At 36.4% G+C, this 21,748-nt stretch carries 19 protein-coding genes, 1 tRNA gene and 2 pseudogenes; 9 read left to right on the forward strand and 13 right to left on the reverse strand.

Annotated features, from left to right (window positions below; all coding sequences use genetic code 11):
• Nucleotides 1-80: 80 nt before the first annotated feature.
• Nucleotides 81-1,244 carry an LCP family protein gene (locus CBF29_RS01720; RefSeq protein ID WP_126806650.1) on the reverse strand — a complete coding sequence of 388 codons (1,164 nt, stop codon included), beginning with the start codon at nucleotides 1,242-1,244 and terminating at the stop codon, nucleotides 81-83.
• 212 nt (nucleotides 1,245-1,456) lie between these two features.
• Between CBF29_RS01720 and CBF29_RS01725 the strand changes: the two genes are divergently transcribed.
• Nucleotides 1,457-2,581: a glycosyltransferase family 4 protein gene (locus CBF29_RS01725; RefSeq protein WP_126806652.1), complete on the forward strand. Its 1,125-nt coding sequence runs from the start codon at nucleotides 1,457-1,459 to the stop codon at nucleotides 2,579-2,581.
• Between the two features lie 131 nt (nucleotides 2,582-2,712).
• Here the strand turns inward: CBF29_RS01725 and CBF29_RS01730 are convergent, their stop codons facing one another.
• The 3 genes from CBF29_RS01730 to map form a co-directional block, all read right to left on the reverse strand.
• Nucleotides 2,713-4,455 (reverse strand): LTA synthase family protein, encoded by a 1,743-nt coding sequence (locus CBF29_RS01730; protein ID WP_170169958.1) that lies wholly within the window; start codon nucleotides 4,453-4,455, stop codon nucleotides 2,713-2,715.
• A gap of 394 nt (nucleotides 4,456-4,849) precedes the next feature.
• Complete coding sequence (locus CBF29_RS01735; RefSeq protein ID WP_126806656.1) at nucleotides 4,850-5,758, reverse strand: YihY/virulence factor BrkB family protein; 909 nt, start codon at nucleotides 5,756-5,758, stop codon at nucleotides 4,850-4,852.
• Between the two features lie 31 nt (nucleotides 5,759-5,789).
• Nucleotides 5,790-6,545, reverse strand: coding sequence for a type I methionyl aminopeptidase (gene map, locus CBF29_RS01740; RefSeq protein ID WP_126806658.1), 756 nt, complete (start codon nucleotides 6,543-6,545; stop codon nucleotides 5,790-5,792).
• Nucleotides 6,546-6,826: 281 nt separating this feature from the next.
• Between map and CBF29_RS01745 the strand changes: the two genes are divergently transcribed.
• Nucleotides 6,827-7,270 (forward strand): flavodoxin, encoded by a 444-nt coding sequence (locus CBF29_RS01745; RefSeq protein ID WP_126806660.1) that lies wholly within the window; start codon nucleotides 6,827-6,829, stop codon nucleotides 7,268-7,270.
• Nucleotides 7,271-7,346: 76 nt separating this feature from the next.
• On the opposite strand, the gene CBF29_RS01750 is transcribed toward CBF29_RS01745, so the two are convergent.
• The gene (locus CBF29_RS01750) at nucleotides 7,347-7,916 is read right to left on the reverse strand and encodes a TetR/AcrR family transcriptional regulator (RefSeq protein ID WP_126806662.1); all 570 of its coding nucleotides are present in this window, start codon (nucleotides 7,914-7,916) and stop codon (nucleotides 7,347-7,349) included.
• A 227-nt stretch (nucleotides 7,917-8,143) separates the two neighbouring features.
• Between CBF29_RS01750 and CBF29_RS01755 the strand changes: the two genes are divergently transcribed.
• Entirely contained in the window at nucleotides 8,144-9,376 is a 1,233-nt protein-coding gene (locus CBF29_RS01755; protein WP_126806664.1) for an aminopeptidase, read from the forward strand.
• A gap of 62 nt (nucleotides 9,377-9,438) precedes the next feature.
• On the opposite strand, the gene CBF29_RS01760 is transcribed toward CBF29_RS01755, so the two are convergent.
• The 3 genes from CBF29_RS01760 to CBF29_RS01770 form a co-directional block, all read right to left on the reverse strand.
• Complete coding sequence (locus CBF29_RS01760) at nucleotides 9,439-10,293, reverse strand: NAD(P)H-hydrate dehydratase (RefSeq protein WP_126806666.1); 855 nt, start codon at nucleotides 10,291-10,293, stop codon at nucleotides 9,439-9,441.
• 1,131 nt (nucleotides 10,294-11,424) lie between these two features.
• Complete coding sequence (locus CBF29_RS01765) at nucleotides 11,425-12,591, reverse strand: aminotransferase class I/II-fold pyridoxal phosphate-dependent enzyme (RefSeq protein ID WP_126806668.1); 1,167 nt, start codon at nucleotides 12,589-12,591, stop codon at nucleotides 11,425-11,427.
• A 13-nt stretch (nucleotides 12,592-12,604) separates the two neighbouring features.
• Nucleotides 12,605-13,912 (reverse strand): PTS sugar transporter subunit IIC, encoded by a 1,308-nt coding sequence (locus CBF29_RS01770; RefSeq protein ID WP_126806670.1) that lies wholly within the window; start codon nucleotides 13,910-13,912, stop codon nucleotides 12,605-12,607.
• A gap of 157 nt (nucleotides 13,913-14,069) precedes the next feature.
• On the opposite strand from CBF29_RS01770, the gene CBF29_RS01775 reads away from it, so the two are divergent.
• From CBF29_RS01775 to CBF29_RS01800, 6 genes and pseudogenes are all read left to right on the forward strand, one after another.
• On the forward strand, nucleotides 14,070-14,918 hold the full coding sequence (locus CBF29_RS01775) for a MurR/RpiR family transcriptional regulator (RefSeq protein WP_126806672.1): 849 nt from the start codon (nucleotides 14,070-14,072) through the stop codon (nucleotides 14,916-14,918).
• 503 nt (nucleotides 14,919-15,421) lie between these two features.
• The gene (locus CBF29_RS01780; protein WP_126806674.1) at nucleotides 15,422-16,282 is read left to right on the forward strand and encodes an AraC family transcriptional regulator; all 861 of its coding nucleotides are present in this window, start codon (nucleotides 15,422-15,424) and stop codon (nucleotides 16,280-16,282) included.
• Nucleotides 16,283-16,699: 417 nt separating this feature from the next.
• Nucleotides 16,700-16,864, forward strand: a complete 165-nt coding sequence (locus CBF29_RS14210; RefSeq protein ID WP_425469878.1) for a DUF3781 domain-containing protein — start codon at nucleotides 16,700-16,702, stop codon at nucleotides 16,862-16,864.
• A 52-nt stretch (nucleotides 16,865-16,916) separates the two neighbouring features.
• Nucleotides 16,917-17,513 (forward strand): annotated as a pseudogene (locus CBF29_RS01790) (GrpB family protein).
• A 688-nt stretch (nucleotides 17,514-18,201) separates the two neighbouring features.
• Nucleotides 18,202-18,564 carry a response regulator transcription factor gene (locus tag CBF29_RS01795; protein ID WP_211334239.1) on the forward strand — a complete coding sequence of 121 codons (363 nt, stop codon included), beginning with the start codon at nucleotides 18,202-18,204 and terminating at the stop codon, nucleotides 18,562-18,564.
• A gap of 158 nt (nucleotides 18,565-18,722) precedes the next feature.
• A pseudogene (locus tag CBF29_RS01800) lies at nucleotides 18,723-19,025 on the forward strand (transposase); the annotation flags it as partial.
• Nucleotides 19,026-19,124: 99 nt separating this feature from the next.
• Here the strand turns inward: CBF29_RS01800 and CBF29_RS01805 are convergent.
• The 5 genes from CBF29_RS01805 to CBF29_RS01825 all read right to left on the reverse strand — a co-directional run bounded on the left by CBF29_RS01805 (nucleotide 19,125) and on the right by CBF29_RS01825 (nucleotide 21,683).
• Nucleotides 19,125-19,196 (reverse strand) — tRNA-Arg (locus CBF29_RS01805).
• A 212-nt stretch (nucleotides 19,197-19,408) separates the two neighbouring features.
• Nucleotides 19,409-20,677, reverse strand: coding sequence for a PTS sugar transporter subunit IIC (locus CBF29_RS01810; RefSeq protein WP_126806676.1), 1,269 nt, complete (start codon nucleotides 20,675-20,677; stop codon nucleotides 19,409-19,411).
• Between the two features lie 157 nt (nucleotides 20,678-20,834).
• Entirely contained in the window at nucleotides 20,835-21,248 is a 414-nt protein-coding gene (locus CBF29_RS01815) for a DUF3284 domain-containing protein (protein WP_126806679.1), read from the reverse strand.
• Between the two features lie 15 nt (nucleotides 21,249-21,263).
• Nucleotides 21,264-21,413: a DUF3188 domain-containing protein gene (locus CBF29_RS01820; protein WP_126806681.1), complete on the reverse strand. Its 150-nt coding sequence runs from the start codon at nucleotides 21,411-21,413 to the stop codon at nucleotides 21,264-21,266.
• Nucleotides 21,414-21,461: 48 nt separating this feature from the next.
• Nucleotides 21,462-21,683, reverse strand: a complete 222-nt coding sequence (locus CBF29_RS01825) for a hypothetical protein (RefSeq protein ID WP_126806684.1) — start codon at nucleotides 21,681-21,683, stop codon at nucleotides 21,462-21,464.
• Nucleotides 21,684-21,748 lie beyond the last annotated feature (65 nt).

Below are 21,748 nucleotides of genomic sequence, written 5' to 3' on the forward strand. Positions count from 1 at the left end.
AAAAACAAAACAAGAGAATAATTCGCATTCAATATAAAAAAACTATATTTCAGCTCACTATCCTCATAATTGTATCATATTTACCAATAAACAGGATCATAAACTTGTTCATTGACAAAGTCATCAGACTGAACACCATCTTCATACAAAGGATATGTTTTGTCGCTGACCGTGACTTCATCAGACTGAAACTCATAACCAGGAGCATCTCTTTCATCCTCAGCCTCTAGCCCAAGAGATACTTTTAACTTATGGGAAATATATTCCAGACTATCCTGATAAATTCCAACCATGCTTTCTCCTGTATAAGAATAATTAAAGCTCATCCAAGAAAAAACAAAACTGTTAAATTCATAATTTTTTGACAAACTGGATTTTGCCAATGTCATCATCGTTGAACTGTTCATATCTGTCCAAAGATGATCGCTCAGAGAATTAATCACATCAGGATAACTTGCAATCGAGCCTAAACTTAAAGCTTTCTTAATAACTGCCTGAATAACCAGTTGCTGACGTTCCCCTCGTTTGATATCATTGTCTATTTTTCTTGTTCGTGCAAAAGCCAGAGCTTCTTCTCCATTCAAAGTTTGCAAGCCCGGCTCTAATTCAATCATCTTGGTTACGTCAGCATTCGCTTCACTGATTGCAACGGGGACATCCACTTCCACCCCACCAAGAGCATCCACAATCTTTTCGAACGCTTGAAAATCAAGGGTTGCATAAAAATTAATCGGAATAGACAGTAAATTTTCAACAGCATCTATTGCACCGTCTTCTTGATTATAAGTGTACGCCGCATTAATTTTCGAATAACCCGTAAAATTTTCTGTTTCAAGGTATGTAAACGTATCCCGAGGAATACTAAGCGTATTGACTACCTCGGTTTTAGGATTTACTGTGACTAATAGAAGAGTATCCGTCCTGGCCGTTCCTAGCTGTCTTTCTTCATTATCATCTATGCCCATAACAAGTATTGAAAACGGATCGGCGTCTGCCACAATGGTTTCATTCATATCAACAGCGTTTTTCCTTGGTTTATATGCTTTATCCATAAGGTTTTCTGCATCAAAATACAACTTCCCGCCATAAGCAATACCTGCTAAAGCTCCAAGAAGTATCAAAATAGTAAAAAACTGTATTCCTCGCCTTAATAAGCTTTTTTTCTTTGGCTTCAAATGTCTTTCGCTTCGTGTGCGATTGCGATGATGATTCATTTTTCTATCGTTTATTTTTCTTGAATTCAATGTTTAAAGTCCTTCCATTCTTCATTCGGCCTTGAAAAGTTTACCTTATTTTACTACAAAAGATATAAAAAAACTAGTATACACAGCGTAGTATTTCCCTATATCTTTTTTTAAACCCTTATTACTTATGGGAAATCAAAAAAACATTTGTGTTTTGGCGTTTCTATTTGTATAATGATTAAGACTATCACCTGGAAAGCGAGTTGTTCTAAATGACTCCAATGATTAAAATTATCTTAAAATTACTATTGACGATTTTGGTATCCCTTTGTATTACACCGTTAGTTCGTAAATTTGCGTTTGCGATCGGCGCTGTTGATAAACCCGGAGAACGTAGGATAAATACGACTGTCATGCCTACTATGGGCGGCTTAGCGATCTTTCTTTCTTTTGCCATCTCAACGATGATTATCTTTTATGACTTTATCCCTTTTTCCTATATTTTACCGATAATCATCGGAGCTGGGATTATTGTCCTTACAGGTATCATTGATGATGTTTCTGAATTGTCTCCAAAAGCAAAATTAGTAGGAATCATTGCCGCAGCCTGTATTGTTTATTTTTTTGCAGATATTAAAATGTCCTCATTCTCGCTTCCATTTATTGGAAATATCTCTTTGGGTTGGCTGAGTTTTCCCATGACTATTATTTGGATTACAGCCATTACAAATGCGATTAATCTGATTGATGGATTAGACGGTTTAGCTTCAGGCGTTTCGATCATTTCTTTATCAACCATGGGGATTATTGCTTATTTTTTCATTCATAGTTCCAGCTTCTATATCACGATTACGATTTTTGCACTTATTGCAAGTATTGTTGGGTTTTTCCCATATAACTTTCAGCCTGCCAAGATATTTTTAGGCGATACCGGAGCATTATTTCTAGGTTTTATGATTTCAGTCATTTCTTTACAAGGACTGAAAAACATTACCTTGATATCCTTGATTACTCCTGTCATTATTTTAGGCGTCCCGATTGCCGATACTATTTATGCAATTATTCGGCGAATTGCCAACAACAAACCTATTTCTGAAGCTGACAAAATGCATCTGCACCACCGGCTGATTGATCTTGGTTTCAGTCACAGAGGAGCTGTCATTACCATTTATGGTCTTGCTGCTGTCTTCTCTCTCACCGGCATTATATTTTCTTATGCTAATGCCTTAGGTGCTGTGCTTCTGGCATTTTTTTTAGCCGTCTGCCTTGAACTTTTCGTTGAACTCATCGGACTTGTTGGACCCGAAAGGCAACCTTTGATAAAGATTTTAAAATATCTCGGCAATAAGTCTTATCGGGAAAAACAACGCAAAAAAAAAAGTGAACATAATAAATAAGACACAAGGGTAAATCACTTCTGATGATTTCTCCTTGTGTTTTATTTTTCCCCGATTTCATCAACCCAACAAGTTACAGAGTTTAAACTAAAAAAGAGACCCGCAACGAACGCAAGTCTCTTAGAAGTTATTTATTCACTTGAACTGAATGTCTCTGGTGAATGACCATTTAAAATGACGTTAGTATAATATTCAGATTTTTTTTGTAATTCTTGATAAAAGGTTTCGTAACCTAGCTCTTCCATCAACGTTTCTTTTTCCGAAAATAAATTCGTCCCCAGTCCTAAACGTTCCCCTTCAATATTGGCACCTAGTGCGGCAAGGGTGGTTGGGAAGAAGTCCATGGTTGAAAACAGGCGATGATTGGTTTTTTGGGGAGAGACAGGGCTATTAATAATGACGTTGAAAACAGTTCTGTCATAGTCCTTAGATATATTCTCAAAGAAATCCTGATCCATACTCAAATGGTCCCCACAAATAATGATTGTCGTATTTTCATAATATGGTTGTGTTTTCACATATTCAACGAAATCATAAATCATCTGGTCTGACCAATGAATGACATTCGAATATTGATCATCAAAAACGACGGGTGTGTTCTCTGTCATCAACCCATCTTCAAAATGAGTGTCAGCTGTCAGCAAAGTAAAATTAAAAGGTTCACCTGAGCTAGACAACTCATCTAATCTGGATTTAGCAAACTGGAATAATTTCTCATCCTCGTAACCCCACCAAATTTTATAACCTTCAGGGATCCAGCCTTCATCAAGGGCTGTTTGATAGTCTGAAATAGTATAATTTCCATGTTGCTGAAAATATTTATCTCTGCCGCCAAAAGAGGCAGACGAGCCGATCAGCAGTTCTTGCTGATAGCCATGTTCATCCAATATTTCGCCAAGAGAGTATACCCCTGGCAAGAAATCATTGACTTCCTGCCCATAGGCATTGCCTAGATCCCCCCCAGCTGACCATGATTGATTCTTTTCAGCGCTAGCCCTCATTGGTGTTCCCGAAGTTTGTGCCGTCATCGCAGCTACAGTAAAGCCAGTTCCAGGAGCTGAAAGCGCCCCGCCTAGTAGGTTCGTATTTGAAAAGCTGATGTTTTCTTGAGCCAGTGCGGATAAATTTGGCAACAGGTTCTCGTCCATTGCCCCCCCTAACTCTTTTGAAACATAAGTCGTTTCCATCGATTCTGCAAAAATATAAATCAGATTGCGTTTGTTTTCCGGAAGCTCAATAGGGACATCTTCACCTGGAACATAAAAACTTTCATAAATTTTCCCTTGAACAAATAAAGCTGCTTTCACATCATCAATACCAAAGAAGGACAGTCCAGAATATAGATTTACAATAAGCAGCAAAGCTGACAAAGAAAGTGAGAGATACTTCCAAAAACCAAACTTCTCTATTTTTAATTTTTCTGTGAAAGGGAACGTAAATTCAATAAAAAAGTTAAGACAAAGCCATATGGAAAAACTGATAATCAGACTCGTCAATAGAGGATTGAACACAAAACTTTCTATTTGTTGAGTCCCCGACTCTGTGACCGATTGAGTCAACGTAAATAAAACTTGCTCGATATCCACCTCGCCAAAGTAATCTATCACCCATCGACAAGAGAAAAAGAAAAGAAAACCTGCGAAAACAAAGAGCAATGATACTGTTTTCATGATGATGCGGCTCACTTGTGTTCTTTTTTCAACTGTGATATTTTTCTGTCTATGGTATACAAGGTTTTTGTCTTTAAAATAACAAAATATAAATAACGATGAAAAAAAGAAAAAGCCAGTAATCAAACTAATCATCAGCATTTTAATGTCAGGAACCAAAAAAATCTTGCCCCACTGACTAAAACTTAAATCACCAATAAACATCAAATAAAATCCCAGAGAAATTGTGGCATTCAGAAACACTGTGCTAAGAAGCACTGATTTTTTTTTCTCATTAAAGACTTTATATAGGAAAAAGAAATATAAACTGGAAACGATGATACTTAAAAGAATCATAAAAATCGGCCTTTCACTCATTTGTTTACATAACACTATAACATAACAACACTTGAAATTAAAGAATAACATAGCACACATTAACCAAAAGTTTAAAAGTTCTATGCCATAAATCACACTAATAATTAAACTAACCAGAGACACAGACAGACCACACACGATTTCTCTGCTTTTCAGATAACGATTTCAACAAAAATATTCCCATCTCAAATAATTCCTGAAGCAAAAAAGAACCAACGTTATTGTTGATTCTTTCAAAAAATTAATTTTTTTCTGTCTTTTCTTTCAACTTCCCTCGAATATAATCTAAAGACAAATTTCTCTCGACAATCGTTCCACAAAAATATTCTTCAGTCACTGCATTGACAATACCGCCAGCTATGATTAAGGTTGCCGCAAAATTAAACCACAACATAACGATAATAAAACTTCCGATAATCCCATAACTGGAAAAACTGCCGGCAAAATATTTGGCATAATACCCAAAAACCTGTGTTAAAACCATCCAGCCAACCGTTGTAAAAAAAGTGCCCGGCAAAATATAGCGCACATGAATTTTTGCGTTCGGCAAAAAATAGTAAATGACAAACATCGTTGCAAAGATACCAAACAATATCGCTGGCCATCTAACTGCTGAGAAAGTTTCTGCCAGACCTTTTAAAAAAGGAAAATTCGGCATCAAAGCATCAAAAATAGATTGTCCAACCGTAAATAGCGTCGTCAGTAAGACCACACCAAACAAAAAGAGGAAAATGACGATAAAAGAAACCATCCGGGTCACAATCATATTACGGCTTCCCCCAACACCGTATACTTTGTTTAAAGAGCGCTGCAAGGCATTGATACTTCTGCTGGCTGCCCACAACGTCGCTAGGGCAGATAAAGACAGCAAACTGCCATAAGAATTTTCCAATAGAGAGCGAATCGTCCCCTCCAACATCTTAAAAACATCTGCCGGGATAATCATCGCAATATAATTCAGTAAGGTCTCAATATCAATATTTAAAAAAGGCAGGATATTTCCGATAGCAATAATCAGCGGAAAAATTGACAATAGTAAGTAATAAGCAATCGCTGAGGATGAAATACCTATTTCAGCATCTGTGATCCGTTCACGGACCGTTTGTATCAAGCGCCGAAAATCCTGGTTACTTTTTATCCGCCCTAACATAGTCTTTCTACCTTTCTCATCCTACAGAAAGTTATTCTCCTTCCTGTTGGGTTAAAATCCTTGGTCCTTCTTTTGTAATTGCGATTGTATGCTCGTATTGGCAACTCAACCCGCCATCTTGGGTTCTTGCTGTCCAGCCATTGTTATCCATCTTCATTTTCCACGTACCTGTGTTGACCATGGGCTCGATGGTAATGACCATCCCCTCTTTTAATCGTAAACCTTTGCCCGCTTCGCCATAATGAGGGACAGCTGGAGCCTCATGAATGGTCGGTCCAATACCATGACCGATAAAATCTCTGACGACGCTAAGATTTTCACCCTCTACATAAGTTTGTATCGCGTGGCCAATATCCCCAATCCGATTGCCGACTTGAGCTTGCTCGATTCCTAAATACAAAGCTTTTTTAGTCACTTCCATCAAGTGATCAATCTCATCTGTCGATTGCCCCACCACATAAGACCAACAAGAATCCGACATCGCACCATTCAAATCAATACACATATCTACTTTAATCAAGTCGCCATCTTTTAAAGGCTTTTTCCGCGGGAATCCGTGACAAATCTCATCATTGATACTGCAGCAAGTAGCATATTCATAGTTTTCGAACCCTATCTGTGCTGCAATCCCCCCATGGTCCACAATAAATTTATGGACGAACTCTTCTATCTCCCAACTGGTAATACCAGGTTTAATAAATTCCCTCAGTGCCTCATGTACCTTTGCCAACAATTGGCCTGATTTTTCCATCGTATCAATTTCTCTCGGTGATTTAAGTGAGATCATTTTATCGCTCCTCATTTTTATCCTCTGTAATTTTATTCATATCACATAATCGATATGCTCCACAACTTTTTTGCCCAACCATTTACTCCTTTTTTCAACCCTATCGAATGAAAAAATAAACATCGTAAAATCAAAAGCATGGATTGATTAATTTATAACATTTTTATTCTATCACAATGTTTATTTTTGTCCAAACGACTGCTGTCACATCCCTTCCGATTCTCAAATAATATTTTTCTGCTATAATAGACGAGTAACTTATACACGAAAGGATGTTTAAAATGGCAGTTGCAAAAATTGTTTATGCCAGTTTAACTGGAAACACTGAAGAAATAGCTGATATTGTCGCGGAAGCCTTAGAGAATGAGGCCCTTGACGTAGAAATAAACGAATGTACCCAAGTGGATGCAGAAGAATTTTTAGATGCGGATATCTGCGTCGTAGGAACATACACTTATGACGAGGGGTCCCTTCCCGATGATATTGTAGACTTTTACGAAGATCTAAAAGAGTTGGATTTAAGCGGCAAGGTGTACGGCGTCATTGGTTCGGGAGATACGTTCTATGAGAGATTTTGCTCCTGTGTGGATGATTTCGATCATGTCTTTTCGCAAACAGGGGCTACCAAGGGAGCTGAATCAGTTAAAGTAGATTTGGCTGCGGAAGAAGAAGACATCCAGAGACTAGAGGCTTTTGCAAAAGAATTAGCAGAAAAAGTAAAATAAAATAAAAACGTATGAAACAAACTGTATCACAAAAATTGTTTCATACGTTTTTTCATATCGTTTTAAAAGATTTCTTCTATCCTGAGTAAATGACACCCTCAAAATCCAAAAGATTTTGATTGACATGGCCCATCATTTTTTGGATTTCCTCCACAGAAGGTTGGAACAAGCCTGAGGCGTTCAATGTGGCGATACCTGTGGCAACGACCCACGTCCCCATAAACAAATTTTCTTTCTTCCATGCAGGTAATTTTTCAAATTCCGAGTCTTTGTTTAAGCGGATCATGAACATATCATGGTTGAAACGACTAAGTTCCTGTGCATTGATATATTCTTCAAGGTATAATGTACGGTACAAAATACTTTCTTCTCTGGCAAACTGCACGTAGTTCAACACTAAATCGATCAAAAGGTTGCCTGTGATTTCCTTTGCGAAGACCTCTTCTACCAAGTGCTTCTTTATCCTATCTAAAACCTGTTCTCTCAAATCATCCATATTTTCAAATTCGAGATATATTGGCTGAGTGGAACATTTCATCTTATAAGCGACATTTCTGGCCGTGAATTTAGAGAACCCCTCTGAAGCAACTAAAGCATAAGCTGCATTCAAAATTTGTTCCTTGGTGATCGTTTTCCTTCGCGCCATACTTCTACATCCTCTCTATTCGTCCTCCGTCATACTCCTGTACAATAAAGGTTTAAGCTTGTTATATAACGAAATTGTAACATAAAACGCCCGATAAAAAAAGGGGCTGAGTCTATTATTTTTTATTTAATGATAGTTAAATTAAGCGGTTGCTTCAAATTGTGGATTTATACTCCTTATGCTATTATAAATAATGAAATTACTATTAATAAGGAGGGAATCTACTAATGAAAGATTTCCAGAAAAACCTGCAAAAGTATGCAGAATTGATTGTTAAAACTGGTGTCAACGTAAAGCCTGGCCATATGGTCGTGCTGCAAATTGAAGTTGAACAAGTGGCTCTTGCCCGTTTGATCGTAAAGGAAGCTTATAAACTGGGGGCAAGCAACGTCAGCGTCCAATGGTCTGACAGTGTTGTTTCCAGAGAATTCTTGGCTAACACGGCAGATGAAAATCTAACGACTATTCCACAATTTCGTATTGACGAAACCAATAGCTGGGTGGAAAAAGGCGCCAGCCGTATCAGCGTTGTTTCTCAAGATCCGGATGCTTATGCTGGAGTACCTACCGAAAGAGTGGCTGCTTATCAGCAAGCTAGCGGTAAAGCACTCTTTAAACTTAGAGAGGCCACTCAAGCGAATAAAGTCAGCTGGACTGTGGTGGCTGCCGCAGGAAAAAACTGGGCTGCAAAAGTCTTCCCTAATTTAGACACTGAGGAAGAGCAAATCAACGCTTTGTGGGATCAAATTTTTAAAACCACGCGGATCTATGAAGAGGACCCTATCACAGCTTGGGAAAAGCATGACAAAACTCTTTGGACTAAGGCGGACCAATTAAATGAAGAACAATTTCATGCGCTTCATTTTACAGCCCCAGGGACAGACCTGACTATCGGATTGCCAAAAAATCATCGTTGGGAAGGCGCCGGCAGCAAAAATGCTCGCGGAGAACAATTTATGGCTAACATGCCTACTGAAGAAGTCTTCACTGCCCCAGATAACCGCCGAATAGACGGTGTCGTTTCAAGTACTAAGCCTCTTAGTTATGGTGGGACGACAATTTCCGACATGGTCTTCACGTTTGAAAAAGGTCGTGTCACCGACGTTTCTGCGGGACAAGGCGAAGAGGTTTTGAAAAAACTCCTTGAAACTGATGAGGGAGCAAAAAGTCTTGGGGAAGTTGCTTTAGTGCCAGACCAGTCGCCCATCTCTCAATCAGGCTTGGTTTTCTACAACACCTTGTTTGACGAAAATGCCTCTAATCATCTAGCCTTAGGGTCTGCTTATGCCTTCAGCTTGGAAGGTGGAACAGAAATGAGTCAGGAGGAGCTGTCTGCTGCTGGTCTCAACAGAAGTACCACTCATGTCGACTTTATGATTGGCTCTGCCGAAATGAATATTGACGGCATCCACGAAGATGGCAGAAAAGTCCCTATTTTCCGTAACGGCGAATGGGCATAATTTAATTGAAGCAGGCAACTCAAGACGCAGTTGCCTGTTTTTGTTTTTTTATAAAATTTATCTTATGTTCCTAGTCTTCCAGTCTTGCTTTCAGTTTCAAATTGTTTCATCACCAAACTTATTTCTTCAATCACTTTAGTGGGTAAAACAACATAATGATTTTCTCCTATTTTTTCGCCGATATAGCTATGCAAATAGACTGCTGCTAAAACCGCTTGATCAATCGGCTGAAATTGTGCCGAAAAACCGGCGATCATTCCTGCTAATGTATCTCCCATTCCCCCTGTAGCCATGGCAGGTGTCCCTATCGGATTTTGCCAAACGTTATCGTCAAAAAAAACTTCCGTGCGATGTTTTTTGAGCACAACCACACCATCAATTTCTTTTTTTGCTCGCCTATTTTCGTCTAGTAATTGCTTCCCGATAGGCAGACCGCTAAGACGTTCCCATTCTTTTTCATGGGGGGTAAATATGTACATCGGCCCTGGAGGTAAAATGATTTTATATTGAGCAATCAAGGTAATGGCTGACCCGTCAATGATGCACACCTGAGATTGTTTTAGAAGACTCAGGACAAGTTTTAGTCTCTGTAAACTTTCCTCTTCTAATCCCAACCCCGGCCCAATCAAAACAACTGACGCCCCATTGACGCCTTCACACATTTTATTTCTATTTTCCCAGTCAATCACCATCGCTTCTGGCAGTCTGGCATGGAGTGACCCATGATTTTTTGAGGCAGTTACGACCGAAACCAGTCCTGCACCTGAATGAACCGCTGCTTGACTAGCTAAAATAATCGCTCCCCCATATTGAGAATTGCCGCCGATTAAACACACCTTGCCATAATTTCCTTTGTGCGAATGAGGCGGTCTCTGTGTAATTACTTCATTGAGAATACTCTTGGAAATTACTTTCATACTATTAACACTCCTTTACTCATGTTATTTTAACACGATATATTTTTATTTACATTAAAAAAGTAAAATAACAATTTATGATAATAAAATAGTTGATGCAGTCAATATAACATCATTATGAAAGATATTATTTTCACAATTCAATTTTTAGGTTTTCTAATGAAAAGCAAATAACCATAACCGAAAGTTCTTTGATTATAGGAACACACCGACATGTGTTGAAAATATATATATTTCATAAAACGCGAGAGACCAGATATGAATGTCTCCAAAAAGAGAATTGTTACATCAGATCTATTTCCAAACAAATTTGTTCTATTGTAAGTTTATTTAATCAGCTTTATTAATTCACCGATATCTCCTGAAGCTATCACAAATCTCGATTTTCCAATGAGGATTTTTCCTGCAATGATATTAAGAAGGAATAATATTTATGAAATGAAGGCAGTAGCAGGCGGTCACCTTTTATGTTAGTACTCATAACCATCCACACTGACTTAAGTACAGTATCACAAATTCATAAAATCCGCTATTACACATAGGATACATTAATATGATGGACAAGAGATACAGAGTCGGTCTTAAAGACTTTCTGAGGCGAGAAAAGCACCGTTAATCTCATATCAGAAAAATATCCTAAGAACAGCTTACCACCAGCCTACTCTCTAAAGAAGTTTTCAAAAAAGTGCCAACTACCATTCAAGAGCTTCTTTATTTAAAAAATGGATTAGATTTTTTGGTTTACAGTTACTGTCAATAAGTCTGTCATCAGCTTCTTATTATCCAATATATTTCGAATCATTTTTTGATTCAGACTCACTACACTAGCGTAATATCCTTTTGAGCAAAGCAGATAGTTTAGGTGGTATTCTAGCCAACATTTAAATATTGGCAGTGCATAAGCTACAATTATTTCAACACCTTTCCTTTCTTATGATTTCACTAAAATCTCATCTATATCTTTTCTCCATTTACACAAATAATTTTTTCCTGAATTTTGGTGTAAAGATCAATAATGCTTACCGTTTCCTTTTGAATGTTCCCAAATGACAAAGGTCATTAAAAAGCAAATAAACTCAACAGATAAAACTTCCTATTATCTGTCGAGTTTACTATTACACTATTTAGAAACTATTCAAATGCTTGGTCTAAAGCCTGTCTTATATCGTTTATAATACTTTCTGGGTGTTCTAATCCAATATAAAGTCTTATGTGAGAAGGAGATAATCCTCTTTCAGCTAATTTTTCCGAGTTGTTCCCTTTGAAGGCAGGTAACGCAAGGCTTTCAAACCCTCCCCAACTAACCCCAATGGAAACAACCTCAAGCGAGTTTACAAAACGCAATAATTTTTCAAAATTTTGAGTTGCTAAATCAATTGCCAAGAGAGAACCATACCCTGAAAGGTATTGCTTCGATAAATCTTTCTGGGAAGTATCACCACAATATGGATGGAATATTTTAGCTATCCTTTCATCATCCTTAATGGCATCAATGACTATTCTAACGGATTCATCCAGCTGTTTCATACGTACTGGTAGAGTTCTAAGTCCTCTCAGTGCTAGCCACGAATTAAATGGACTGATAGTAGCTCCCAATGATTGATGTCCATGTTCAAAAATTTCATCAACTAAATAATTATCACCAATGACAGCTCCGCCTACTAAATCAGAATGTCCACCAATGTATTTTGAAAGCGAATGAATAACAAGATCTATGCCGTGCTGTAAAGGTTTTTGAAATATAGGAGATGCCCATGTACCGTCAATAATTGTATAAATATTCTTTTTCTTAGCAATAGAACTGATTAACTCTAGGTCTAAAAGTTCAAATTTTTGTGAAGATGGACTTTCAAAATAAATTAATTTTGTGTTTTCTTTAATATGCCACTCGATATCTTGTGTAGTTTCAACATCAATTCTATCGTAAGTAATCCCAAATTTTTCCATATAACTTACTAATGACACTGCCTCACCATAGACAGTATTAATCATGAGAATATGATCGCCACGACTAAGAAGTGTAAAGAAAACTGAAGATATTCCCCCCATTCCTGATGAAAATACTTTACATTTTTCCCCACATTCTAATTGAGCTAGTTTTTTTTCTAAAATTTCAGTTGTAGGGTTGTTCCCTCTAGTATAAACATAATGGTTTTTTTCATCATCTGCTACCTTAATAAAATCATCATAGGTTGGATAATAAAAGGAAGATGTTTGTACAATTTCTGGAGACATAGGGATGTAGTCTTTAAAAATTTCTTTTTTTATTTCACTGCAGATATCTTCTGGTCTTTTCATGTTTCCCTCGTTCCTAAAGAACTTCAGCAGTTTCGCTGAGTTCTTCTTTTCTATATTGAGTGTCTAAAAGCTTAATAAAAGGATAATAGATGAGTACTGAGCTAATAACTGCAACCAATTGTGTCACTGCACCTTGCCAATGTGAAACAAGAAACCCTGAAAATATGAACGGTGTTGCCCAAGGAGCTTGAACACCCGTAAACATAGGCATAAATCCAATTGACATTGACAAATAAGCTATCAGAACTGCCACGATTGGTGCTAATGTTACTGGTATTAATAATAACGGATTAAATATGACCGGTAATCCGAATATGAGCGGCTCATTTATGTTGAATACAGCTGGTACGATAGAAATCTTTGACATGGCTTTCATTCTTGATGAACGTGCGATCAAGATCATACAAATAGCCAAACCAATGGTCGAGCCAGCTCCCCCCATTGTTGCAAATTGGTCCAGCATCTGAACGGTACCAAAATTACCTGTTTCGAAAGAAAGTTGCCCCAAGTCAGCAAGAGCTTGATTTTTATCTGCATTTGCATAGAGAATAGGATATAGCATAGAGTTAATGACCGTCGGATGAATTCCGAACCACCAGAACAAGCCGTTTAATCCCGAAACAATGATAATCGCCCAAGGAGCACCTACAATTCCTTGCAAAGGAGCCTGAACAATCGAATAAATCATCTGTGGAAAAGAACCAGAAACAGCCGTGCCTAATCCATTAATTACTAACGAAATAAGTGCAATGAAAAAACCTGGAATTAAAGCACTGAATGCTTTACTTACCATGGAAGGAACACTTTCCGGCATTTTTATCGTAATATTTTTTTTAATACAGAATCGTGTAATCTCAACTGAAAGGATTGACATGATAATTGCTGTAATGACACCTTGAGTTCCTAACCAATCAAAAGATAAAACCCTAGTCACTAATTCGCCAGATTCCGTTTGTACAGTCTTTGGTAAAACGATGACATAAGAAACAATTCCTAACACCATTGAAGTCAATTTATCCATGTCATAACTTTCTGCCAATTTATATGACATTGTTCCGACAAACATTAACCCCATCATATTAAACGTCGCTCGATAAGCTGGTGAAATAAAGTCTACCCAATTCTCACCAAATATGTTACTCATAAAGTCTCCATAACCGGCAATTGGGAAATCAGTGATTAACATAAAAATTGAACCAATAATTGTAAGGGGCATAATTGCAAAGAATCCATTTCTGAGCGCTTGAAAATATCTTAATTCAGTTATTTTTGAAACTTTTGGAACTAAATTTTTTTCTACCCAAATTGTTAATTTTTCCATCTTATTATTTCCTCCATTTTCTTTGTGGTTACTTTTATCATAGTTATCTCCGGTCGAAAAGTAAACGCTTTGAATACGTTTTGTTTCTATGTTTCAAAAATATGAATAATAATGTAAGATAATGATGAAACAAAGTTTCGAGACAAGGAGATAATAAATGAATATTATTAATTTTTTAACACAGCACACCAGTTTTACATCTAGTGAACAAGTTATTAAAGAATATATCCTTTCAGATACAGAAACCGTTTTACATATGTCGATTTATGAACTTGCTAACAGAACTCATTCTTCCACATCTACGATTGTCCGTTTATGTAAAAAATGTGGTGTAAAAGGGTATCAAGAGTTTAAAATAGTTCTTGCCCGAGACTTTGAAGACCATCTTCGCAGAGTAGCTGAGATTGATGTCCATATGCCTTTCGATCCAAAAGATACAGACTTAATGATTTCATCAAAAATTGCTCAATTAACTAACGAAACTGTTAGTGAAACACAAAGCCTTTTAAAAACAAGAACATTGAATCACTGTGTGGATTTGATTGTCTCCGCCCAAAAAATTACTGCGATAGGTGTTAGTGATTGTTTCTTAAGATTAAAAGATTTTCAGTTGAAATTATTACGAATTAATAAATACGTACGACTAATTGATTTTCAAGCTGAACAATTTTTTCTAGCAAATAGTTCTACCCCCAACGACATAGCAGTTCTAGTATCATATAGCGGGAAAACAGCTGAAATAGTCAATGATGCACGTCATTTTCATAAAAATGGTACACCAATCATTGCAATTACTTCTGATAGAAATAGCCCGCTAGCGTCCTATGCCACAGAGGTATTACTTTTGCCAAATAAAGAACAGTCAAGTGTCAAAGTATCGAATTTCTCTTCCCAAATTGCTATTGAATATGTTTTAAATGTATTATATTCTTGTGTATTTAATCGTAATTTTGATAATAATTATAAAAATCAAAAATATACACCCATCTCCAAATTTGAATTTTAAATTACAAAAAAAAGACTGACTCAAAAATCCCAAATAGAGGACATCCCATGAAAGCAATATTTTAAGAAAATGATTTCATGGAGTTTTCAATTTATAAATTTCAATCTCGGGCTTAAAAACTACTTTTGGGTCAGCCTCATTTTAAAACTATTACTAGGCTATCATCGCTTGGTCAGTCATCAGCGGACAAAAAATATTAGATGCCTGCAAAAAATCTTAATAAGCTTCAAAACTAAGTCCACTGTCAAGTATCAGATCATGATATGAAAATCGGAAAAAATTCTTGGTGATTTCACCAGAAGCATTTGACTAGACTAATCAAAAACGATGATGTTAGTCAAAAAATTATGCAAAGTAGAAGTATTATTTAAGCAAAAAAGATAAAATATAGTCAATAAAAATTTTAATCCAATAATTTAGGCAATCCGATATTTTCCGTCTTTATACTATCGTGCCCCATTAAATTTCTAGTTGTATACTTTTGCTACAAGGGAGGGGAAACTATGCTTGATGAATTCAACCAAGTCATTGATTATATTGAAAGACATTTGCAAGAAGAGATATCCCAAAAAGACATTGCGAAAATCACAGGAACGTCAGACTATCATTTTAGAAGAATGTTTTCTTTTCTTACTGGGATGTCGTTACATGAATATATTCGCAACAGACGATTATCCGTGGCAAATCAAGACTTGCTTTTGGGAGAAAAGGTAACTGATGTGGCATTCAAATATCGTTATCAGTCCACTGATGGTTTTTCAAATGCTTTTCTAGATTGGAGCGGCTTCAGACCTTCTGAAGTCATAAAAAGTAAGAGGCAGAAATTTTTCCCTAAGCTTGAATTTTCATTAAAAATACAAGGAGGAATTTCAATGGAATTTCGGATTGAAAAAAAAGAACCATTTAACATTATAGGTGTCTCTAAAAGAGTCCCTATGCAATTTGAAGGTGAGAATGATGAGATCATTAAACTGGCACAGTCAATTACAGAGGAACAGAAGAACGAAATGCATAAGCTAGGAAACTTGTATCCAAACCAAGTGGTTAATGCTTCTTATAGTTTTAACGACCAACGAACTGACGAGAAAGGTTCCTTGGAACATCTGATAGGTTTCTTGTCTACTGAAAAAAGTGACCGTTACGATTTAACACAGATTAGCATTGACAGCAATTTGTGGGCAATCTTTCCAATCAAAGGAACTTTTCCTAGTACGTTACAAGAAACATGGGCAAGAATATTTTCAGAATGGCTACCTGCATCAAAATATGAATTAGTCGAAGCACCTGAAATATCGTTTACAAAATTTGAGGACAATTCGGTTGAAAAGTATAGTGAAATCTGGATTGCCGTAAAGGAAAAGTAGTTTCTAAAAAGAGTCAAATATCGCAAAGACGTAAAAAAATACTTATCGTCCGCTTCAAATCGGAATAAATCAGTCATTATGGGGGATTGGGTAGGTTATTTAAATTAGTTTCCTGATTATCATAAAAAGGCAAAAAAAATTGAAAATCAAAAATAAAATATTTAAGAGCAATCCTTTTAAATGGTTTGCTCTTTTTAATTTTCTGTAAAACAGAGGATATTCTTTTGATTAAGACAAACAGCAAGAGCCAAAGCAGAATTCAGATACGAAAGAAGAGTTTCAACCGAACTGTTTTTCCTGTTATAATTAAAAAAATGTACCTAATGTTTACTCTCTAATGGATGAAATTTATGCTTAAAGAAAGAAGGGTAAAACATTTCAAAACTAGAAAATGAATTAATTCAACATTTGGACAAGTTGCATACAACGGAATTAGGGATTATACGGATAAAGAGGAATCTTTCGTTGGAAACTGATGATGTGGTTGATTGGTGTAAAAACAAGTTACGCTCTCCTTCCTGCATCATAACAAGGAAAGGGAAAAATTGGTATGCAGTCAGTGATGATACATCATCACGGTAAATGCACATAGTTTTACACTAATAACCGCACATACACAGGGAGGAAAAGACAATTGAAAAAAACTAACCCTTCAGATAGAAAGTTAAGTGATTTATCGTTGGAAGAGTTGTGGGAACTTTTTCCTATTGAACTAACTCCTCATAAAAATGAGTGAAAAAAATGGTTCAATGAAGAACGAGACTTTCTCAGAAACTCACTAGGTACTGACAATTATAAGCACATATCACATATAGGCAGTACAGCAATTTCTACTATTTGGGCTAAACCCATAGTTGATATTTTAATTGAAATTTCTAATGATAAGTCAATGAAGCGCATTGCAGAAAAGATGGAATCTTTAGGTTATATACCTATGTCCGAAATGACCTCACGAATCTCCTTGAATAAAGGATATACAATAAACGGTTTTGCCGAAAAAGTATTTCATGTCCATTTGAGATATGTGAGTGATAATGACGAATTATATTTTAGAGATTACCTCAACGAACATCCAGACATTGCTAAAGAGTATCAAGAATTAAAACTTAATCTTTGGGAAAAGTACGAACATGATAGAAATACCTACACTGAAAAAAAGAGCAACTTCATCAAAATAAATACTGACTTAGCAAAAAAACTTTATTTTAACCGATATGAACGTCAAGACTAGTAATGAACCGACTTTATGCAGATGTAATTCCCATTAACTTTTTTATCGTCTGCTTTTTTGTTATACTTTTTATGCAGGTGATAGAATTAAAAATATAAAATCATAATCAAAGGATATGCAAGTTGTTTATTTTCGTTTCAGGAGAATAGACGTTGAATTCAGAAAAGAAAACAACAAAATATTTAAAGAATTAATTGCTTTTACAAGTCAACAGGATTTGATTATCGGCGATCAGACACAAGTATTGGCCCTATACGATAATCATCTTTTTATTACAGGTGAAAAAGCTTTGAAACAAGTGTTGCTATGACAATTATTCGTGAGGCAAAAACTACTGCAGAAGAATATACACTGGAGTTCTCAGGTAAATAGACAGTGTTACATGATGATTTAACATTAGAGGAATTGAACTTTGTAGCAAAGGTGATTACATTATAAAGGAAAAATAACTCACGGGAAAAAAAGAACTTATTTCAAAACAACTGAAAACGGAACAAGTTACTTAAAAGAAAAATATCATGAGTGGTTATTAACAAAAGAAATAATGGATGATTTTTTCGAACAATACGTGATGAAAATGAGTCTATAAAAAATGAGGACAAATAAATGGTGAAGAAAAAAACTTTGATAATTGACGATGATGAACATATTGGGGAAATGCTCTCTGAGGTGTTGATTAAAGAAGGGTATTGAGGTACTAATTGCATTTTCTGGCACGAAAGCACTACTGGTGTTAGCCAATTCAAAACCAGATATTATCTTGCTGGATTTAATGTTGCCCGGACTAAGCGGTGAAGAGCTTTTGCCAAAGATTAAGAACATACCTGTTATTGTCATTAGCGCTAAAGTTGACATAGATAACAAAGTGGAGTTGCTACTTGCGGGGGCTTCTGACTATATGACAAAACCTTTCGATACAAAAGAACTTCTAGCTCGAATTGCTGTACAACTTCGTAACCCTGATATTTCGGCGACAAATCCAATTTTGACATTTGATAATCTAATATTAAACACTGATTGCCATATTGTTACTATTGAAAAAAAGAGATAACATTGACAAGAACAGAATATGCCATCCTTAAAATACTTATGAAAAACCCTACTCAAGTGATAAAGTCTATATAATTGTGTAAAAGATAAAAGGCCATGTAACAGCCCATTCACGGTACAATATTTTAAACCACTAAAACATACCAAGGTGGACTTTACATGATCCAAGTACATTTTACACTGAAAAGCGAAGAGGTTCAAAGAATTATAGAACATTCGGTAAAAGATGATGTGTCTAAAAATATTTTGACCACAGTATTCAACCAGTTAATGGAAAACCAACGAACGGAATACATTCAAGCTGAGGACTACGAACGATCAGAAAACCCTCAAAGCCAACGAAATGGCTACTATGAACGAGATTTTACAACTCGTATCGGAACCCTTGAATTAAAAGTGCCTAGAACACGTGATGGCGGATTTTCACCGTCGGTATTTGAGCGCTATCAGCGAAATGAAAAAGAGCATTGGATATTTTGCCCAATTTGAGAAAGAACCAATATATAGTGTAAATAAAAAAGCCGAAAACCTTAAACATAAAAGTTTTCGACTTTTTTATGACGTCCCCTGTAGGAATCGAACCTACAATTCAACCTTAGGAGGGTCGTGTAATATCCATTTTACTAAGGGGACATAGTTTGATTATCTCTGTTTCCAGTATCTTATAGTTCTTTACCTGACAAATCCCATTCTTTCTCTCAAATGAAAAACAATGATACATATCAAACATTATATATTTTCTCATTAATCCAGCTAATTGTCTAGACTAATCTTGAAATTTCAAAAATTGCACAGGAAAAAACATTTCCTGTGCAATTCTTTTAAACTATTTACTTTCTTGCTGCCTATTCAGCTTCAGCTGCAGCCTCTTCTTCACGTTTGATTTGTTGAAGAGTGCTGACTTTAACAAATGGCATATAAATGACTGTTGAAATCAGCACATTGACTGCTGCTAAGACACCACCAGAAATACTTTGAGTCGTCAAAAATCCTCCGATAATCGGCGGTGTAGTCCATGGTGCAATAAAAGTTGCCGGTGGTACAATACCGGATTTTGTTGCAAAATAGGCTACCGTTACCAACACCATCGGAACCAAAATGAATGGGAAAAACATGATTGGGTTTAACACGATAGGTAAACCAAACAGCATTGGTTCATTGATGTTAAACAATCCAGGCCCAGCACTCAAGTTATTAACTACCATGTAGGCCTTACTGTTACGACCAACAAGGTAAATGGCAATAATCAAACCAATAGTAGCTCCAGTACCTCCCAAGTTAACGAAACTGTCAATGAAAGGTTTGTTAACGATATAAGGTGCAGGATCTCCTGCTGCAATCGCTGCAATATTTTTTTCAATCGCATCCACATTAATCGTCTGCATGAATGGGTCGATCATATTGGCCCCATGCAATCCGAAGAACCATAAGAAAGGTGTGATAAATGCAATTAGCAATGCTGAAGGATAAGTGTTTGCCAATCCCATAAACGGTTTTTGTACCGCTTCATAAAATGAAGTAATAATATCTGGAATACCGAATGCTCCTGCCAAAATAGCGGCAAATAAACCGAATAAACTGATGACAATCATTGCTGGAAACAAAGCTGCGAATGATTTTGCAACTGCTGGTGGCACACCTTCTGGCATCTTAACTACCAACTTATCATTACCAATTAGGCGGACAAACAATTCTGCTGAAACAATACCTGTAATAAGTGCAACGAATAATCCTGTTGATGACATGCCGTTTGCACCGCCCAATGCGAAGAATGCTCCCAAGGAAACAGCTCCTGCTGAAGTTCCTTCCTTCCCGTAAGATTTAGCCAAGTTATAAGCAACTAAAAATGCGATAAAAACTGATAAAATTGCAAAAGTACCATTCCAAACACTGCCCCCGAAAGCTTGCCAATTTCCTTCTCCAAAAATCGAATTCATCGCATTTTGGAAGGCATCAATCGGCAAGTTGTTAATTGCCACTGCCAGAGCACCCAAAATCATCATTGGCATGGAGACCATGAAGGCATCTCTGATAGAAACCAAATGACGCTGTGCACCGATTTTTGACGCGATAGGAACAAACTTTTTTTCCATAAAGCTAATAAATCTGTCCATTTTCTTTCCTCCTGAAATATTTTTATATAAGAGTCTTGCGACTGTTATACCACTTATTATTTGTAAAATGTTTAGGAAGCTTGCTTCACAACGCAAGCAATAATAAATAAAATAAGTATTTGGCTAAACACATTTCTGCCCAAGGAATAATGGTTTTTTAATAGGATGCTTCAACTTGCTCTAACATTTTTTTAAACTGCTTCTTTTTAAAGAAGCCAAACATAAAGCCGACCAAAGCATCATTCACTTTGTTGAGGGTGCCGTGAGATTCTACCGTCTCTGAATAATGAATTTCACAACTGCCCTCATCCAGTGTTTTGATCTCATAAGATGATACAAATACATTTCGAGCATTAGATGTCTCAAAAGTATATGTTTTATCTTTAACTAATTCTATAATCCTTATTTTGACCCGTTGACCGTTCGGGTATTTTTTTTCATACTCACACCCTGCCAATTCTTCGAGTGCCAAACTGTCGCCTGTTGATTGCTTGATGTCCATCACAATAGATTCAACGACTTTGGTAAAAAAGTAAGATGCCGGTACTTTTAACCGTTTAACAATTTCCATATTCTCACCTCAGTGTTATTTCTTTTGCTTTTCGTCATTTTTACCTTTTACAAAGAAAAACAGTCCTAAAGTTAAAAATGAACAGGCGGTGACAATACTCAACACATCATAAGTACCTATCTTAGCATTTGAAGTCAGCACAAAAACCAACAAGCTGACACTCATCAGAAATAATCCATTTTAATCGATAGATACTGAGCCTCATCTTGAGTTTTACGCAGGCGTTACCTGAAAGTACAACACACTTCCCCAAGGCTGGGCTTTGATTTCAGCTTTTGCTAGTTTTGCCGCTTTTTCTAAATCCCCTTCGTTAGTTTCAAAAAGCAGCTTGATACCTGACTTTTCCTTAAATACAAACGTGATACCTTCTTTGTTAAATGCATTTAGCAATTCAATAATCGCATCTTGTTGCATAGCAGAATTTACTGCAATCATTTGTCTCAACCTCTCTTATTTCTATTTTCTATGAACTAGATGACAAACATAATATCAGCCCGTAT

It is taken from the genome of Vagococcus elongatus (genome assembly GCF_003987645.1).
Lineage (GTDB): Bacteria > Bacillota > Bacilli > Lactobacillales > Vagococcaceae > Vagococcus_A > Vagococcus_A elongatus.

Excerpts from the sequence above, each read along its gene's own strand:
- CBF29_RS01725 (WP_126806652.1), top strand. The coding sequence starts at position 1,457 with ATGACTCCAATGATTAAAATTATCTTAAAATTACTATTGACGATTTTG.
- CBF29_RS01730 (WP_170169958.1), bottom strand. The coding sequence starts at position 4,455 with ATGTTTATTGGTGATTTAAGTTTTAGTCAGTGGGGCAAGATTTTTTTG.
- CBF29_RS01735 (WP_126806656.1), bottom strand. The coding sequence starts at position 5,758 with ATGTTAGGGCGGATAAAAAGTAACCAGGATTTTCGGCGCTTGATACAA.
- map (WP_126806658.1), bottom strand. The coding sequence starts at position 6,545 with ATGATCTCACTTAAATCACCGAGAGAAATTGATACGATGGAAAAATCA.
- CBF29_RS01745 (WP_126806660.1), top strand. The coding sequence starts at position 6,827 with ATGGCAGTTGCAAAAATTGTTTATGCCAGTTTAACTGGAAACACTGAA.
- CBF29_RS01750 (WP_126806662.1), bottom strand. The coding sequence starts at position 7,916 with ATGGCGCGAAGGAAAACGATCACCAAGGAACAAATTTTGAATGCAGCT.
- CBF29_RS01755 (WP_126806664.1), top strand. The coding sequence starts at position 8,144 with ATGAAAGATTTCCAGAAAAACCTGCAAAAGTATGCAGAATTGATTGTT.
- CBF29_RS01760 (WP_126806666.1), bottom strand. The coding sequence starts at position 10,293 with ATGAAAGTAATTTCCAAGAGTATTCTCAATGAAGTAATTACACAGAGA.
- CBF29_RS01765 (WP_126806668.1), bottom strand. The coding sequence starts at position 12,591 with ATGAAAAGACCAGAAGATATCTGCAGTGAAATAAAAAAAGAAATTTTT.
- CBF29_RS01770 (WP_126806670.1), bottom strand. The coding sequence starts at position 13,912 with ATGGAAAAATTAACAATTTGGGTAGAAAAAAATTTAGTTCCAAAAGTT.
- CBF29_RS01775 (WP_126806672.1), top strand. The coding sequence starts at position 14,070 with ATGAATATTATTAATTTTTTAACACAGCACACCAGTTTTACATCTAGT.
- CBF29_RS01780 (WP_126806674.1), top strand. The coding sequence starts at position 15,422 with ATGCTTGATGAATTCAACCAAGTCATTGATTATATTGAAAGACATTTG.
- CBF29_RS01810 (WP_126806676.1), bottom strand. The coding sequence starts at position 20,677 with ATGGACAGATTTATTAGCTTTATGGAAAAAAAGTTTGTTCCTATCGCG.
- CBF29_RS01815 (WP_126806679.1), bottom strand. The coding sequence starts at position 21,248 with ATGGAAATTGTTAAACGGTTAAAAGTACCGGCATCTTACTTTTTTACC.
- CBF29_RS01820 (WP_126806681.1), bottom strand. The coding sequence starts at position 21,413 with ATGAGTGTCAGCTTGTTGGTTTTTGTGCTGACTTCAAATGCTAAGATA.
- CBF29_RS01825 (WP_126806684.1), bottom strand. The coding sequence starts at position 21,683 with ATGATTGCAGTAAATTCTGCTATGCAACAAGATGCGATTATTGAATTG.